Origin of the sequence: Actinosynnema sp. NPDC002837 (genome assembly GCF_040295345.1) — a bacterium.
GTDB lineage: Bacteria > Actinomycetota > Actinomycetes > Mycobacteriales > Pseudonocardiaceae > Actinosynnema.
Map to the genome: position 1 here is coordinate 1 of NZ_JBEOVG010000137.1, position 16852 is coordinate 16852.

Annotated in this window: 9 protein-coding genes; 6 read left to right on the forward strand and 3 right to left on the reverse strand. The window is 71.1% G+C overall.

The features are described from left to right. The 3 genes from ABTZ99_RS42570 to ABTZ99_RS42580 all read right to left on the reverse strand — a co-directional run. Positions 1–282 (reverse strand): RICIN domain-containing protein (locus ABTZ99_RS42570; RefSeq protein WP_499618764.1); only part of this gene is annotated, 282 nt, incomplete at its 3' end. A gap of 16 nt (positions 283–298) precedes the next feature. Then, entirely contained in the window at positions 299–1999 is a 1701-nt protein-coding gene (locus ABTZ99_RS42575; protein WP_499618766.1) for a ThuA domain-containing protein, read from the reverse strand. A 139-nt stretch (positions 2000–2138) separates the two neighbouring features. After that, positions 2139–4958, reverse strand: a complete 2820-nt coding sequence (locus ABTZ99_RS42580) for a PQQ-dependent sugar dehydrogenase (RefSeq protein WP_499618767.1) — start codon at positions 4956–4958, stop codon at positions 2139–2141. Between the two features lie 840 nt (positions 4959–5798). Between ABTZ99_RS42580 and ABTZ99_RS42585 the strand changes: the two genes are divergently transcribed. The 6 genes from ABTZ99_RS42585 (at position 5799) to ABTZ99_RS42610 (ending at position 16795) form a co-directional block, all read left to right on the forward strand. Next, entirely contained in the window at positions 5799–8663 is a 2865-nt protein-coding gene (locus ABTZ99_RS42585; protein WP_498781978.1) for a glycosyl hydrolase family 95 catalytic domain-containing protein, read from the forward strand. 88 nt (positions 8664–8751) lie between these two features. Then, positions 8752–9645, forward strand: coding sequence for an amidohydrolase family protein (locus ABTZ99_RS42590; RefSeq protein ID WP_499618769.1), 894 nt, complete (start codon positions 8752–8754; stop codon positions 9643–9645). Positions 9646–9917: 272 nt separating this feature from the next. Beyond that, complete coding sequence (locus ABTZ99_RS42595) at positions 9918–10691, forward strand: FadR/GntR family transcriptional regulator (RefSeq protein ID WP_498781982.1); 774 nt, start codon at positions 9918–9920, stop codon at positions 10689–10691. Between the two features lie 468 nt (positions 10692–11159). Continuing rightward, on the forward strand, positions 11160–14630 hold the full coding sequence (locus ABTZ99_RS42600; RefSeq protein ID WP_499618771.1) for a ThuA domain-containing protein: 3471 nt from the start codon (positions 11160–11162) through the stop codon (positions 14628–14630). Positions 14631–14711: 81 nt separating this feature from the next. After that, entirely contained in the window at positions 14712–15410 is a 699-nt protein-coding gene (locus tag ABTZ99_RS42605) for a hypothetical protein (RefSeq protein WP_498781986.1), read from the forward strand. 53 nt (positions 15411–15463) lie between these two features. Next, positions 15464–16795, forward strand: coding sequence for a ricin-type beta-trefoil lectin domain protein (locus ABTZ99_RS42610; protein ID WP_498781988.1), 1332 nt, complete (start codon positions 15464–15466; stop codon positions 16793–16795). The last annotated feature ends 57 nt before the right edge of the window (positions 16796–16852 follow it).

Here is a 16852-nt window from a genome sequence, read left to right on the forward strand (position 1 = left end):
GGAGTCCAGGAACTGCCACTGCTGGTTCGCGCCGTCGTTGCGCGACCACTGCGCGATGCGACCACCGTCGTTGGTCGCCAGGCCGTACACGTCCAGCACCTTGCCGCTGTTGCGGTTCACCAGCACGTACCACGCGCTCGGGTCGACCGTGGCCGCCGACGCGGGCACTGCGGTCACCGCCGTCACCGTGCCGGCCGCGAGGAGCACCGCCGCCACGGTGGCCGTCACCGGTCGTCGGCGTCGTGTCCGCGGGGTGTCGGGGGCCTCAACGCTGGCTTTCATCGAACACTCCTTCGGTTCACGGCAGGGTCCACCGTTGGTTGGTGCCGCCGTGGCAGCTCCAGATGATCAACTGCGTGCCGTCCGCGGAACTGCCGCCGTTGGCGTCCAGGCACTTGCCCGACTGCGGGTTGACCAGCGAGCCGTTGGCGCCGGCGGTCCAGTTCTGGCCACCGCTGCCGTTGCAGGTCCACAGCCGCACCGCCGCGGCGTTCGCCGTCCCCGACACCTCCATGCACTTGTCCAGCGCGCGCAGGGTGGACCCGTTGACCGTCCAGCGCTGGTTCACGCCGCCGTTGCACGTCCACAGCTGCAACCTCGTGCCGTCAGCCGTGTTGCCACCGCTGACGTCGACGCACTTGCCGGAGGCGCCGGTGATCGGCCCGGTGCGCGGAACCGGGACGGTGCCCAGCTCCTTGATCCGGATGTTGCGGAACGACACGTCGTCCCCGGTGCCGTGGTTCTGGATGCCGATGTGCCCGGACGCCAGGGACCGGGCCGGGTCGGTGTTGGTGAAGTCGTTGATCAGCACGCCGTTGAGGAACACCTGCAAGCGCTCGCCTTCGACCAGCAGCTCGTAGGTGTTCCACTCGCCGGGCGGGTTGAGCGCGGCGTCGCGGGCCGCCTGGTCGGCGCCCTTGAAACCGTAGATCGCGCCGGTCGTCTTGTCCGCGGTGTCGGTGGCGTCGATCTGCACCTCGTGGCCGTTGGCGAGGGCCGAGTCCGCGCTGCTGCCCGCCGGGAACCCGAGCACCACGCCGGAGTTGTCGTCCCCGGGCATCCGCCAGTCCAGCTTGAGGGAGTAGGAGCGGAACTCCTTGGCGCTGTACCAGAGCATCCCCATGCCGCCGGACGAGGTCAGCGTGTTGTCGCTGTTGGTGAAGCCGCCCGGGCCGACCTGCGTCCAGCCGGTGGTGGAGCCGTTGTACAGGGTGGTGTAGCCGTTCTCCGGCCGGCAGTCGGCGTCGGCCCGGTTGGCCGTGTAGCGCAGGCCGCCGAGGACCATGGCGCGGAAACCCGCCTCGGCGTAGCTGGACTGGGTGTGGCCGCTGCCGGTGTAGAACGAGCGGCCCGCCTGGACGGTCTTGCACCAGGTGTGGGGGTGGTCGGCGCCCATCGAGCCGCCGCTGTAGGTCGACTCGTCCAGGGTCGCCAGGACCCGGGCCGTCGACCGGACGCTGCCGCGGAAGTTGTACCACTCGTCGGTCCGGGTCCACGCCGGGCTCAGGTGCGCGGTGGCCGGGTGCGCCCGGTTCTCCACCCGGACCGTCGCCTGCTGGATGGCCGGGTGCGAGGTGAAGTACGTGCCGACCAGCTCGCCGTAGAACGGCCAGTCGTACTCGGTGTCGGACGCCGAGTGGATGCCGACGTACCCGCCACCGCCGCGGACGTAGGACTCGAACGCGGTCTGCTGCGTCGCGTTGAGCACGTCACCCGTGGTGTTGAGGAACACCACCGTCTCGTACTTGGCCAGGTTGGTGGAGGTGAAGTGGTTCGAGTCCTCGGTGGCGGTGACCGTGAAGCTGTTGGCCGCGCCCAGGTCCCGGATCAGCTGGATGCCGGCCGGGATCGAGTCGTGGCGGAAGCCCGCGGTCTTGGAGAACACCAGGACGTCGTACGGCGCGTCGGCCGCGGCGGCCGGTGGACTGGAGTTGAGCGCGGCGACGGTCAGGGCGGCGGCGGCCACCCCGATCACGCGCCGGGTGAAGGGGTTTCTCATCTCTTGGCCTCCTGGGAGGAGGGCGCGGTGGCGTCGCCCCTGGTGTGGGGACGACGCCACCGCGCGGTCCTTGCCGGTTTCATCCGGGCGGGGTTCGTCGGGGCGGGTTCATCAGGGCGGGTCCGTCAGGGCGGGTCCGTCAGGGCAGGGTCCATCGCTGGTTGGTGCCGCCGTGGCAGCTCCAGATGATCAACTGCGTGCCGTCCGCGGAGCTGGCGCCGTTGGCGTCCAGGCACTTGCCCGACTGCGCGTTCACCAGCGACCCGTTGGCGCCGGCGGTCCAGTTCTGGCCGCCACCGCCGTTGCAGGTCCACAGCCGCACCAGGCTGCCGTCGGCGGTGCCGGCCGCCTCCATGCACTTGTCCAGCGCGCGCAACGTGGACCCGCTCACCGTCCAGCGCTGGTTCGCGCCACCGTTGCACGTCCACAGCTGGACCTTCGCGCCGTCCGCCGAACTGCCGCCGTTGACGTCCACGCACTTGCTCGCGACCCCGACGATCGGCCCGGTCCGCGTGCTCCCCGTGGACGTGCCGAACGTGTAGGCGTCCACGTCGAAGAGCGTGCCCGAGCCGCCGGCGAAGGTCAGGTACAGCGCGATGGTCCCCGGCGGCACGTTGGCCAAGGTGGTGGAGACGTCCGTGAAGGTCTCCCACCCGCCGGTCACCGGCACGGTCACCGAGCCGAGCACCGGCCCGGTGGGCGAACCGCTGCGCACCGACAGCGTGCCGCCCGAGCCGGCGGACGACACCCGCGCGGTGAACCTCGTGGTCGTGCCGAGCGCGTACGGCTCGAACGCGATCCAGTCGCCGTTCTGGATGTCGCCGACGGTCCGCCCGCCCTCGGCGGCGGCCTTGTCGTACAGGGCGGTGCCGGACTGGGTCGAGTAGTGCTCCGCCTGGCGGTGCCGCAGCTGCAGCACGTGCTGCGTGTGCGTGGTCACCGGCGGCTGTCCGTTCGCGCCGGAGTCGGTGTACTCGGCGTCGAGCACCGCGAACAGGTTCGCCGCCGTGTCGTGCTCACCGTCCACCGGGATCTGCAACGTGCCCGAGCAGCCGGTCTGCGTGGTGATCGGGTGCCCGTGGCTGTCGTGGCCGAGCACGTAGCTCAGCTTCACCCTGGTGCAGTCGATCGTGCCGTCCTCCGCGTCCGACGCCGTGATCGTGTACGGCACGGCGTCGCCGAAGCTGAACAGGGTGCCGTTGACCGGCGAGTCCAGCTTCACCACGGGCGCGGTGTTCCCGACCGAGATCGACACGCCGGCGCTACCGGAGCGGCCTCCGGTGTCGGTCACCGTGAGCGTCGCCGAGTACTGCCCGTTGGACGTGTAGGTGTGGGTGGGGTTGGCGGCCGTGGACGTGGCGCCGTCGCCGAAGTTCCACGCGTAGGTCAGTGCGCCGCCCTCGGGGTCCGAGGAGCCGGCCGACGAGAAGTTCACCGTCAGCGGCGCGCTGCCGGAGACGGGGTTCGCGCCGGCCCGTGCGGTCGGCGCCTTGTTCCCGGCCGGGTTGTACTCGATGCGGTAGAGGGCCGAGCTGGCGTCACCGCTGCCCCAGCCGGTGCCGTAGTCCAGCACGTAGAGCGCGCCGTCCGGGCCGAAGGTGGCGTCCATGACCTGCGTGCCGCGCCAGGGGAAGTCGCTGACCTGCCCGGCCGACCCGTCGGCGTTGACGTCGATGGTCTTGATCCAGCGCCGGCCGAACTCGGTGGCGAACACGTGCCCGTCCAGCGCGGGCGGGAACTTGATCGACGACGGGTTGGCCGCGTCGTACCGGTACACCGGAGCGGCCATCGGCGACTCCGAGCCGCAGCCGAACGCGGAGAAGGAGCAGTTGTCGTACTTGATCCACGCCGAGCGCGCGGCGGGCAGCGTGCCCAACCCGGTGTTGCGCGGCGAGTTGTTGGCCGGCGCGGCGCAGTTGAACCGGCTGCCGGACTGCCCGGTGGCGAAGTTGTAGTCGACGTACGCCTCGGCCGTGGTGTTCGAGCCGACGCAGTACGGCCAACCGTAGTTGCCCGCCGAGGTGATCCGGTTGAACTCCACCAGGCCGGCGGGCCCGCGCGTGTTGCTGCTCGTGCCCGCGTCGGGCCCGTACTCGCCGAGGTAGATCGCGCCGGTCGCCTTGTCCACGTTGAAGCGGAACGGGTTGCGCAGGCCCATCGCGTAGATCTCGGGCCGGGTGTTGGCGGTGCCGGGCGCGAACAGGTTGCCCGCCGGGATCGAGTACGACCCGTTGGCGTTCACCTTGATCCGCAGCACCTTGCCGCGCAGGTCGTTGGTGTTGCCCGCGCTGCGCTGCGCGTCGTAGACCGGGTTGCGGTTGGTCCGCTCGTCGATCGGGGTGTAGCCGCTGGAGTCGAACGGGTTGGAGTCGTCCCCGGTGGACAGGTACAGGTTGCCCGCCGCGTCGAAGTCGATGTCGCCGCCGACGTGGCAGCAGTTGCCGCGGTCGGTCGCGACCTCCAGCACGGTGATCTGGCTGGCCATGTTCAGGGTGAAGTCGGCGTTCAGGGTGAACCGGGCCAGCCGGTTGACCCCCTTCCACGCCGAGAAGTCCGAACCGGTGGCCGGCGCGTCACCGCCCGGGGTGGACAGCGGCGGGGCGTAGAACAGGTAGATGAACCGGTTGGTGGCGAAGCCGGGGTCCACCCCGATGCCCTGCATGCCTTCCTCGTCGTGCGTGTAGACCGGCACCGTGCCGATCACGCTGGTGACGCCCGCGGCCGTGGTGCGGCGCACCGTCCCGTTGCGGGCGGTGTGCAGCACCGAGCGGTCCGGCAGGACGGCGAGCGTCATCGGCTCGCCCACTTCGCCGACCCCGCGGGCCAGCTCGACCTGCTGGAAGTCGGCGGGGTTGACCGCGTGCGCGGACGCCGGTGACGAGGAGCCGATCACCGTCGCCACCACACCGGCGGCCACGAGGAGAGCGGCGGACAACGCCGCCCTGACCCGATGTCTCATGGCAGGCTCACACCCTTTGATCTCAGCTGACGGGGCTTCGACCCGGCCGGCGGCGCCCGGAGGTGTCCGGGAGCGTTCCCAGTCGAAGTCGGGAAGAATTCGGGCGACTTTTCCGCGATCACCCCGTCGACGGGCCGGTGCCGGCGGCGGGTGGCGCGGCGGACCGACTCCGCACGCGACCGCGAAGGCGGGCACGGCCGGGACGGTTCGCCGGTGAACCACGGGTACTCCGCACGAATCGGTCGGTGCGCGATTCGAACCGATTCGGACCGGAGCGGAGGCTAAGTGCTAATGATCGGCTAAAGCAACGACTTCGCCGGTCGCCCGCCGGGAGTCCGGGCGACGTGCGCCGCACTGTCCTCAATAGACGGCGCCCGGCGACCGGGGTCGGGCGGACGCGCCGGCCGGAACACGGCGCCCGGTCCAGCCCGATGTGTTCGTCGCATCGAAGAGCCCCCTCGTCATCGTCGACGGGTGCGGCCGGGTTGCCCACCTCGTGCCGGCGGACCTTCCGGAGCCTTCCCGCACCGTAGCCACCCACGACTCGGGGCGTCAACGTTCGACTTGCTAAAATTGTTAGCGCTAACCCGTTAGCCGCAACGGCTTCGTCAGAACTGCCAGGCGAATGCGCAATTGATCGGGTGCCTCGGCAAGAAACACGTGTTATCGCTAACATCAATCGCCCGTCAAGCATTGACGGCACCGTTCGCCGATGGCTACGTTGCCCGGAGGGCTCCGGCCGAGCCGCGGGCGTTGCGCCGCGATCCGGCGGCCCACCGGCCACTGAGGACAGTCGTGGCCCGCGCCCGGTCCACCACCGTCCGCTTTGGAGGATCCAGCATGTCGGACTTGCCACGTAGGCGACTCATGCAGCTCGGCGCGGCGGGCGCCGGGGCCGCGCTGGTGCCGGGCGGCTGGACCGCGGTGGCCCGTGCCGACTCGGCCGCGCCGCCGGAAGTGCGCGCGGTCGACGACCTGGCCTTGTGGTACGACCGGCAGGCCGGCACGGAGTGGCTCCGCGCGTTGCCGATCGGCAACGGCCGCCTCGGCGCGATGGTCTTCGGCAACGCCGACACCGAGCGGTTGCAGCTCAACGAGGACACGGTGTGGGCCGGCGGTCCGCACGACTACACCAACACGCGGGGTGCGGCCGCGCTGCCGGAGATCAGACGCCTGGTGTTCGCGAACCAGTGGTCGCAGGCGCAGAGCCTCATCGACCAGGCCATGCTGGGCAACCCGGCCGGCCAGCTCGCCTACCAGCCCGTGGGCGACCTCAGGCTCACCTTCCCCAGCCCCGGCACGGTGTCCGGCTACCAGCGGTGGCTCGACCTGACCACGGCCACGACCGTGGTGACCTACGTGGCGAACAACGTGCGGTACCGCCGCGAGGTGATCGCCAGCGCGCCGGACCAGGTGATCGCGATGCGCCTGACCGCCGAGACGCCCGGGTCGATCTCGTTCACCGCCACGTTCAGCACGCCGCAACGGGCGACCACGTCGAGCCCGGACGGCACGACGATCGGGTTGGACGGCCGGTCCGGCGACCAGCGGGGCATCGCGGGCTCGGTCCGGTTCCTCGCGCTGGCCAAGGCCGTCGCGGAGGGTGGCAGCACCAGCAGCTCCGGCGGCACGCTGCGGGTGACCAACGCCAACAGCGTCACGTTGTTGATCTCGATCGGCACCAGCTACGTCGACTACCGCAACGTGGCGGGCGACTACCAGGGCATCGCGCGGGGCCGCCTCAGCGGCGCGCAGGGCACGGCGTACGACGTCCTGCGCAGCCGGCACGTGGCCGACTACCAGCGGCTGTTCGGGCGCGTCACCCTCGACGTCGGTCGCACCGCGGCGGCGGACCAGCCGACCGACGTCCGGATCTCCCAGCACAACACCGCGGTCGACCCGCAGTTCTCCGCGCTGCTCTTCCAGTACGGCCGGTACCTGCTGATCGCGTCGTCGCGGCCGGGCAGCCAGCCCGCGAACCTGCAGGGCATCTGGAACGACCAGCTGACCCCCTCGTGGGACTCGAAGTACACCATCAACGCCAACCTGCCGATGAACTACTGGCCGACGGACACGACCAACCTCGCCGAGTGCTACGAGCCGGTGTTCCGGATGATCAACGACCTCACCGTGACCGGCGCCCGCACCGCGCGTGCGCAGTACAACGCCGGCGGCTGGGTCACCCACCACAACACCGACGGGTGGCGGGGGTCCTCGGTGGTGGACGGCGCGCTGTGGGGCATGTGGCAGACCGGCGGCGCGTGGCTGTCCACCATGATCTGGGACCACTACCTGTTCACCGGCGACGTCGAGTTCCTGCGGTCCTACTACCCCGCGATGAAGGGCTCCGCCCAGTTCTTCCTCGACACCCTCGTGGAGGAACCGACGCTGAAGTGGCTGGTCACCAACCCGTCGAACTCGCCGGAACTGCCGCACCACGCGAACGCCAGCGTGGCCGCGGGTCCCACGATGGACATGCAGATCCTGCGCGATCTGTTCGAGGGCTGCGCCCGCGCCTCGGAGGTGCTCGGCGTGGACGCCGACTTCCGCACCCGGGTCCGCGCGACGGCGCAACGGCTCGCCCCGATGCGGGTCGGCTCGCGCGGCAACATCATGGAGTGGCTCTACGACTGGGTGGAGCCCGAGACGAACCACCGGCACGTCTCGCACCTGTACGGCCTGCACCCGAGCAACCAGATCACCAAGCGCGGCACGCCCCAGCTGTTCGAGGCCGCCCGCCGGACCCTCCAGCTGCGCGGCGACGACGGCACCGGGTGGTCGCTGGCTTGGAAGATCAACTACTGGGCGCGGATGGAGGAGGGCGGCCGGGCGCACGACCTGATCCGCTACCTGGTGACGCCGGCGAGGCTCGCGCCCAACATGTTCGACCTGCACCCGCCGTTCCAGATCGACGGCAACTTCGGCGCGACCTCCGGCATCGCCGAGATGCTGCTGCACAGCCACAACCGCGAGCTGCACGTGCTGCCCGCGCTGCCGCCGGCGTGGCCGACGGGCAGCGTGACGGGTCTGCGCGGGCGCGGCGGGTACACGGTCGGCGCGACCTGGAGCAGCACCGCGATCACCCTCTCCGTCACGCCGGACCGCGACGGCGCGGTCCGGATCCGCAACCGGGTGTTCACCGGCACGTTCGAGCTGACCGACACGACGAGCGGCGCGGTCGTGCAGCCGACCAAGCCCGAGGCGGACGTCGTCGAGTTCCCGGGTCAGGCCGGGCACACGTACCGGGTGACCGGGCAGGGCGGCGGCAGCGGGCCGATCGTGCAGCCGGGGGTGTACTACCGGCTCGTCGCGCGGCACAGCGGCAAGTTCGCCGACATCAGCGGCGTGTCCACCGCCGCCGGGGCCCTGCTGCAGCAGTGGTCGGCGACCGGCGGGCTGAACCAGCAGTTCGACTTCGTCGACTCGGGCGGCGGTTACTACCGCGTCCGGGCCCGGCACAGCGGCCTGGTGCTCCAGGTCGCGAGTTCGAGCACCGGCGCCGACATCACCCAGCGACAAGACACCAACGCCACGAGCCAGCAGTGGCGCGTGGTCGACCAGGGCGGCGGTGTCGTCAGCCTGGTCAACCGGCTCAGCAACCTGGCCATGGACGTGTGGAGCGCGTCGACCGCCGACGGCGCGCGCATCTCCCAGTGGACCCCCGGCGGGGGTGACAACCAGCGCTTCCTGCTCCAGCGGGCCTGACCGCCCGGCAACGCCCGCGTCCGATGAGGTGGGATGTGTTGCTAGCCTTCGCCGCGCTCGTGCGGCGGCCGACCGAGGTGGAGACGACATGATCCGGATAGACGCGCACCACCACGTCTGGCGGCTCCCGGCGGGCACGCCGACCTCGACCGGGCCGAGCCCTCGTGCCCACGACTGGCTCGACGGAGCGGACCTCGCCCCGATCCGCCGCGACTTCACCCTCGACGACCTGTCGTCGGTCGCGGCGGTGGCGGAGATCGACCGGACGGTGCTGGTCCAGGTCCTCCCGGAGGTCGAGGAGACGGCCGAGTTCCTGTCCCTGTCCGCCGACGAGGGCAAAGGTCTGGTGGCGGGCGTCGTCGGGTGGGTCGACCTCACCGATCCCGGCATCGGTGACGTGCTCGCCGCGCTGCGCGCCGGTCCGGGCGGCGACCTGCTCGTCGGGGTGCGGCACCTGGTGCAGGGTGAGCCGGACCCGCGGTGGCTGACCCGGCCCGACGTCCGGCGCGGGCTGCGCGCGGTCGCGGAGGCGGGGCTGGCCTACGACCTGCTCACCCTCGTGCACCAGTTGCCGGCGGCGATCGAGACCGTGCGCGCGCTGCCCGGGGCGACGTTCGTGCTGGACCACCTGTCGAAGCCCCCGATCGCCGCCGGCGACCTCGAACCGTGGGCGTCCCTCCTCCGCGGGCTCGCCGCCGAGCCGAACGTCACCTGCAAGTTGTCGGGCATGGTCACCGAGGCCGACCCGGTCGGGTGGACCGTGGCGGACCTGCGTCCGTACGCCGACGTCGTGCTGGACGCGTTCGGTCCGTCGCGGGTGATGTTCGGCTCCGACTGGCCGGTCTGCCTGCTCGCGGGCTCGTACGAGGAGGTCGTCGCGGCGGCCGAGGGCCTGACCGCCGGTCTCAGCTCCGCCGAGCGCGACGAGGTGTTCGGCGGCACGGCCACCCGCGTCTACCGGTTGCCGCCCGAACGGCTGTGAAGCTGCGCCTGGCACGGCTGAGCCAGGCTCGACCCGTCGGCGGTCCTCGACGTCCACGACCCCCGACAGCCGCCACCGGGGCCAAATAAGCATGCTTATTTTTGCCCCGGTGCCCGCATATCGTTAGCACCGAGTACGATCCGCACCTGACGTGCACGAGCCAGGCACCGCGACGCGCGCTCGACGGTGGCCGCCCTACCCGGAGGTGGGCTGGGCGGACAGCGGGTGAGCCGGTCATACCCTTCTGGCGACCCCGTCACTAAGGAGCGGCGTTGACGGATGGCGCACTTGTGCCGGACGGCCCGACCGGGCAACCGGACACCACCCCGGCGCCCGGTCCGTACCGGCCGGGCTACGAGCTCGTCGCCGAGCAGATCCTCCAGCTGATCGCCGAGCTGGAGCTGCGGCCCGGCGACCGGATGCCGACCGAGAACGAGCTGGCCGCGCGGATGGGCACCAGCCGGACCGTGGTCCGGGAAGCCGTCAAGATCCTCTCCGCGATCGGACGGGTGCGGGCGCACAAGGGGCGCGGGCTCTACGTGGCCGACGACGAGGGCATGCTCGGCTCCTCGCGGTGGGGCGGCTTCTTCCTGCCCACCAACCTCGACCACGTCTACATGCTCTTCGAGTTCCGCCGGGTGCAGGAGACCGCGGCCAGCCGACTGGCCGCGACCCACGCCACCCCGGCCGAGCTGCGCGCCATCGCCGCCGCCGCGGAGACCTGCCGCGAAGGCCACCTGACCGACCAGGCCGCGCTGTTCGAACGCGGTGACGAGGACTTCCACCTCGCGGTCGCCGCGGCGTCCCACAACCAGTTCCTCGCCGCCGCCGTGCGCGAGGCCCGCCGCCTGCAACGCCAGTCCAGCACCATCGGGCTGCACGGCTCGGTCGGCGGGCACGCGGCCGAGGCCGTCGACGAGCACGTCGCGATCTACCAGGCGATCCGCGACGGCGACCCCGAAGCCGCCGCGGCGGCCGCCGGCGTCCACATCGACAACACCCTGCAGGACTACCGCCGCGAGATCCAGCGCCGACTCTTCGGCTGACCACCGGTACCGCTCGACACCCCTCGTCCACGACGATGGGGTGTGCCGGGCGTGCGCTCGGATCTGGACTCGTTCGGCAAATGTGTGCTACAAATCGCGGCGAACCTACGCGCGTACATGTATGACATTCAGCACCCGGGCAACGACGCACCGAGGGAGCGATCATGTCTGCTCGTCGATGGGCTCGATCATCGCCGCCGATGAGCGCGGACGAGTCCGCCCCACCCCCTGAAGCGCCCTGAGCCCACCGCGGTCGACAGCCCGTGGTGTTCCAAGCGGACTGGAATCCGAATCCGAGCCGGCGCGGTGCCGTGCACCGCGCCGGCTCGACCCTCGTGCACCGGCCGCCGCCGCACGCGCACGTAGCACGCCGGTCCCGGTGACCGCCGCCGGACGCCGTCGTTCCCGCCCGCACTCCGCCGCCGCGTAATCCCGTCAGTCGCCTTCGAGTGCCCCAGAGGAGTGGCCATGCGACACAGATTCGCGCGCCTGCTGTCGATAGCAGGTTGCGTGGTGGTGATGTTGGGGCTGGCGACCGCGCCGGCGCCCGCGCACCCCGAAGGGTTCCACGTCCTGCTGTTCAGCAAGACCGCCGCCGGCGCCTACCGCCACGACTCGATCCCCGCCGGGATCACGATGTTCGAGCAGCTGGCCGCCCAGAACGAGTGGGAGCTGACCAAGAGCGAGGACTCGTCGATCTTCAACGACGCCTCCCTCGCCACGTTCGACGTGGTCGTCATGCTCCAGACCTCCGGCATGGTGTGGGACAACGACGCGCAGCGCGCCGCGGCGCAGAAGTACATGCGCGCCGGCGGCGGCTTCGCCGCGATCCACAACGCGACGGACATGAACATCGAGCAGCAGTTCCCGTGGTGGGACCAGATGCTCGGCATGACCATGACCGCGCACTCGGCGACCGTGTCCGGCACCGCCAAGGTCGCCGACCGCAAGCACCCGTCCGGCGCGGCGCTGCCGGACCGGTGGACGCGCACCGAGGAGTGGTACAACTTCACCCGCTCCGCGCGCGGCAGCGCGCACGTGCTGGTGACCGCCGACGAGACGACGTACGACCCCGGCTCCAGCCGGATGGGTTACGACCACCCGATCTCGTGGTGCCGCAACTACGAGGGCGGCCGGCTGTGGGCCACCGCCATGGGCCACCAGGCGTCCAGCTACTCCGAGCCGCTGTTCCGCGAGCACGTCAAGGGCGGCGTGGAGTCGGCGGGCGGCAAGGTGCAGGCCGACTGCGGCCCCACCGTGTGGAGCAGCTTCGAGAAGGTGACGCTGGACGACAACACGGTCGGACCGGCGGCGCTCGACGTCGCCAAGGACGGCCGCGTCTTCTACGCGGAGTACGGCGGCAAGGTGAAGATCCACAAGCCGGACACCCGCACCACCGTCACGGCGGCGTCCCTGAGCGTCTACACAGGCGGCGAGGACGGTCTGACCGGGCTCGCGCTCGACCCGGACTTCGCCACCACCAAGTGGATCTACCTGATGTACTCGCCGGCGGGCGGTGGCGAGGACATCGCGCGCGTCTCCCGGTTCACCGTGAACGGCGACTCGCTGGACCTGGGCAGCGAGCGGATCCTGATGAAGGTGCCGTCGTCGCGGCAGGCGCCGGAGCCGGGCCACACCGGCGGCTACATCGCGTTCGGCCCGAACGGCAACCTCTACATCGGCACCGGCGACGACGTCCAGCCGCACCGCTCGGACGGCTACGCGCCGATCGACGAGCGGCCGGGCTGGGCGAACAACGACGTCCAGGCCACCTCGGCGAACACCAACGACCTGCGGGGCAAGATCCTGCGCATCCACCCGGAGACCAACGGGACCTACACCATCCCGTCCGGCAACATGTTCGCGCCGGGCACGGCCAGGACGAGGCCCGAGATCTACGCGATGGGCTTCCGCAACCCGTTCCGGTTCTCGGTGCACCCGACGTCGGGCACGATCTACGCGGCCGACTACGGCCCCGACGCGGCCAACGACAACCCCAACCGCGGACCCGGCGGGACCGTGGAGTGGAACGTCATCACCTCGCCCGGCTTCTACGGCTGGCCGTACTGCATCGGCGACAACATCCCGTTCAACGACTACAACTTCGCCACGGGCCAGTCGGGCGCCAAGTTCAACTGCGACCAGCCGGTGAACAACTCGCCCAACAACACCGGCCTGACCACGCTCCCGGCCGCGCGCAAGGCCGAGGTCTGGTACGGCAACGGCGCGAACGGCAACAAGTTCCCGGAGATGGGCAGCCCTTCCGGCGGCGAGGCGCCCGGCGCGTTCCCGATCTACCGGTACGACGCGAACAACCCCTCCCCCACCAAGTTCCCGGCCTACTTCGACCAGATCCCGTTCTTCGGCGAGTGGTCGCGCAACCGGATGTGGGAGTTCCGGGTGGGCCAGGACGGGAAGCTGTTGAAGATCAACGACTTCCTGTCGAACCTGAGCTTCAAGTCGCCGCTGGACATGAAGTTCGGCCCGGACGGAGCGATGTACCTGCTCGAATGGGGCTCCGGCTACGGTCGGGACAACCCCGACTCCGGGCTCTACCGCATCGACTACAAGAGCGGCGACCGCAGTCCGGTCGCGACCGCCACCGGGACGCCCACCTCGGGTTCCTCACCCCTGACGGTGCGGTTCTCCAGCGCGGGCTCCGGTGACCCGGAAGGCGGTCCGGTGACCTACCGGTGGGAGTTCGGCGACGGGAGCACGTCCACCGAGGCCAACCCCACGCACACCTACTCGGCCAGGGGGCAGTTCAACGCCAAGCTCACCGTCACCGACGTGGGCGGGAAGTCCGGCGTCACCAGCGTGGTCGTGACCTCGGGCAACACCGCGCCGACGGTCAACCTGAGCGTCCCCGACGGCGGCATGTTCGGCTGGGGCGACTCGATCCCGTACACGGTCACGGTCACCGACCCCGAGGACGCCTCCATCGACTGCTCGAAGGTGACCACCACCCCGGCGTTGGGCCACGACCAGCACGGGCACGACCTCGCGCCGATCCCCGGCTGCACCGGCACGTTCACGGCCGAGACCGACAGCGCGCACGCCAGCCTGAACTCGTTCTGGGTGGCGGCGAGCCGGTACACCGACAACGGCACGTCCGGCGTGCCCGCCCTGGAAGGCAACCGGAAGGTCCTGCTGCAGCCCAAGCGCAAGCAGGTCGAGTACTTCACCGGCTCCTCCGGCGTGCGGGTGGTGTCGCAGTCCGGCGCCGAGTCCGGCGGTCGGGTCGGCGACATCGGCACCAACGACTGGGTCTCGTTCAAGCCGTACAACTTCACCGGGATCAGCCAGGTGTCCGTGCGGCTGTCGTCGCCCAGCGGCGGCGGCTCGATCGAGTTCCGGGCCGGTTCGCCGACGGGCGCGCTGATCGCCACGGTCCCCGTCCCGAGCACCGGCGGCTGGGACAACTACGTGAGCACGCCCGCGGTGAACGTGACCAACCCCGGTGGCACGACGGAGCTGTTCATGGTGTTCCGGACCGGCACGAGCTCCTTCGACGTCGACTCGATGACGTTCACCGGCAACGGGGTCGGCACGCCGGGCACCGGCGGCGGGACGGGCCGCATCGTCGGCATCGGCGGCAAGTGCGTCGACGTCAACGGCAGCAGCACCGCCGACGGGGCCAAGGTCCAGCTGTGGACCTGCAACGACGGCGCGAACCAGACGTGGACGCGCACCGGGCAGACGCTCCGGGCCCTGGGCAAGTGCCTGACCGTCAACGGCGGCAGCACCGCCGACGGCGCGCTGGTGCAGCTGTGGAGCTGCAACGGCTCGGGCTCGCAGAACTGGTCGGCCCAGTCCGACGGCTCGCTCCGCAACGGCACGAAGTGCCTGGACGCCAACGGCGGCAGCTCCGCCGACGGGACGCAGCTGATCATCTGGACCTGCAACGGCGGCGCCAACCAGCGCTGGACGCTGCCCTGAGCGGGCGGTCCGCGGCTCCGGCACGCGCCGGGGCCGCGGGCCGGCACCGCCGGGTTCCTTCGCACGGCAAGGAGGAAGGTCATGGGCAGGACCACGCCGGTGCGGCGGGGCAAGTCGCTGCGCCAGGCAGCCGGGCCGCGATCACCACGCTCGTCGTGGGGTCCGGTGACCGCCCTGGTCACCGCGTTCGCGCTCGGGTTCGCCGTCGCGTTCGTGTCGGGCTCGTGGACGTCGGGGCCGGACGCGACCCAGCGCCGGATCGCCGAGTTGCAGCAGGCCGAGGCGCAGCGCGACGTCGAGCACGTCGGCACGTTGATCGAGCTCGCCAAGGGTGGCCGGGAACGCCTGACGCCGGTGTTGCAGGCGATGGCGAAGGCGGCTCCCCCGCCGGGCACGGGCTCGCCCACCGCGCCCGCGATCGACGAGGTGCGCGGCTGGCGCGACGTGGTGTCCGCGGAGGTGCGGCGGTACGCCGAGACACCGTCCGCGGGCAACGGCGTGAACGTCGCCCGCACCGGGATGCGCACCGCCGTCGAACAGCTCGCCGCCGCGGTCGACGGGTTCGCCGCCGCGGTCACCGCCCCCGAACCGCTCGCGGGCGACCTGCTGGCCCTGGCCGGCGCGCAGCGCACGCTGGCGCTGCGCACCTGGTCGGTGGCCGCGCTCCAGCTGGACGTGATCAGCATCGACGCCGGCAAGGGCCACGTGCACGTGTACCTGCCGTCCGGGCCGGACTCCGGCACGATCCCGGCCGACACGGCGCCGGAGGGCAGCGGATGACCGCCGACCCGAGCTCATCAGCAAGCCACACCACACAGAACGGAAGCACACCCGTGTCAAAGGACAACCGCCCCCACCGGCGTTGGACGGTGATCGGCGCCGCCGCGGCACTGCTGCTGACCGGCGCCGACATCGCCGGCGCCGAGCCCGCACCCGCGGCGCCCGCCGCGTCGGACACCGTCACCACCGCCGCCGCGACCCCGGGCTGCGGCAAGGCGCCGACCCTGCGCAGCGGCACGCACACGATCCAGAGCGGCGGCAAGACCCGCAGCTTCATCCTGAGCATCCCCGACAACTACAACAACACCTACCAGCACCGGCTGGTCTTCGGGTTCCACTGGCTGGGCGGCACCATGGACCAGGTCGCCGGGGGCGGGAGCGACGGGGCCGTCTACGCCCACTACGGGCTGAAGCAGCTGTCGAACAACACCGCGATCTTCGTCGCGCCCCAGGGCCTCAACAACGGCTGGGGCAACTCCGGCGGCGAGGACGTCACCTTCGTCGACAACATGATCAAGCGGATCGAGGACGACCTCTGCGTCGACACGACGCAGCGCTTCTCGCTCGGCTTCAGCTACGGCGGCGCGATGAGCATCTCGCTCGCGTGCTCCCGGCCGACGGTGTTCCGCGCCATCGCCGCCATCGCCTCCCCCGGTGAGATCAGCGGCTGCGCGGGCGGCACCGCACCCGTCGCCTACATGGGCATCCACGGCATCTCGGACAACATCGGCAGCGGACGCGGCCAGCGCGACCGGTGGGTCCGCAACAACGGCTGCACGGTGCAGAACCCGCCGGAGCCGGCCCGGGGCAGCAACACGCACATCACCACCGCCTACTCGGGGTGCCGGACCGGGTACCCGGTCGTCTGGGCCCCGTTCGACGGTGGCCACCAGCAGGGACCGGTGGACGGGTGCGCGGGCTGCGAGTCCGGCGCCAGGAGCTGGGTCAAGGGCGAGGTGTGGAAGTTCTTCACCGGTGAGCAGGGCCCCGGCCCCGGCCCGGACCCGACCACGTTCCGGCTGCGCGGCGAGGCGAGCAGCCGGTGCCTGGACGTCAACGGCGCGAACTCGGCCAACGGCACGCAGATGATCATCTGGGACTGCAACGGCGGCGCCAACCAGCAGTTCGCGGTGAACGGGAAGGCCCTGCAGGTGCTGGGCAAGTGCCTCGACATGCCGAGCAACGCCGCCGCGGGCAGCCGGGTGCGGATCTGGGACTGCACCGGCGGCACGAACCAGCAGTGGAACCTCAACACCAACGGCACGATCAGTAACGTGCAGAACGGGCTGTGCCTCGACGTCAACGCCGCCGCGACCGCCAACGGCTCCGCGGTGATCGTGTGGAACTGCCACACCGGCGCCAACCAGCGGTGGGCCCGGGCCTAGGAACGGGCGAGGGCGGCCCGCGCACCGCGGGCCGCCCCGTCACCCCGCAAGCGGCTC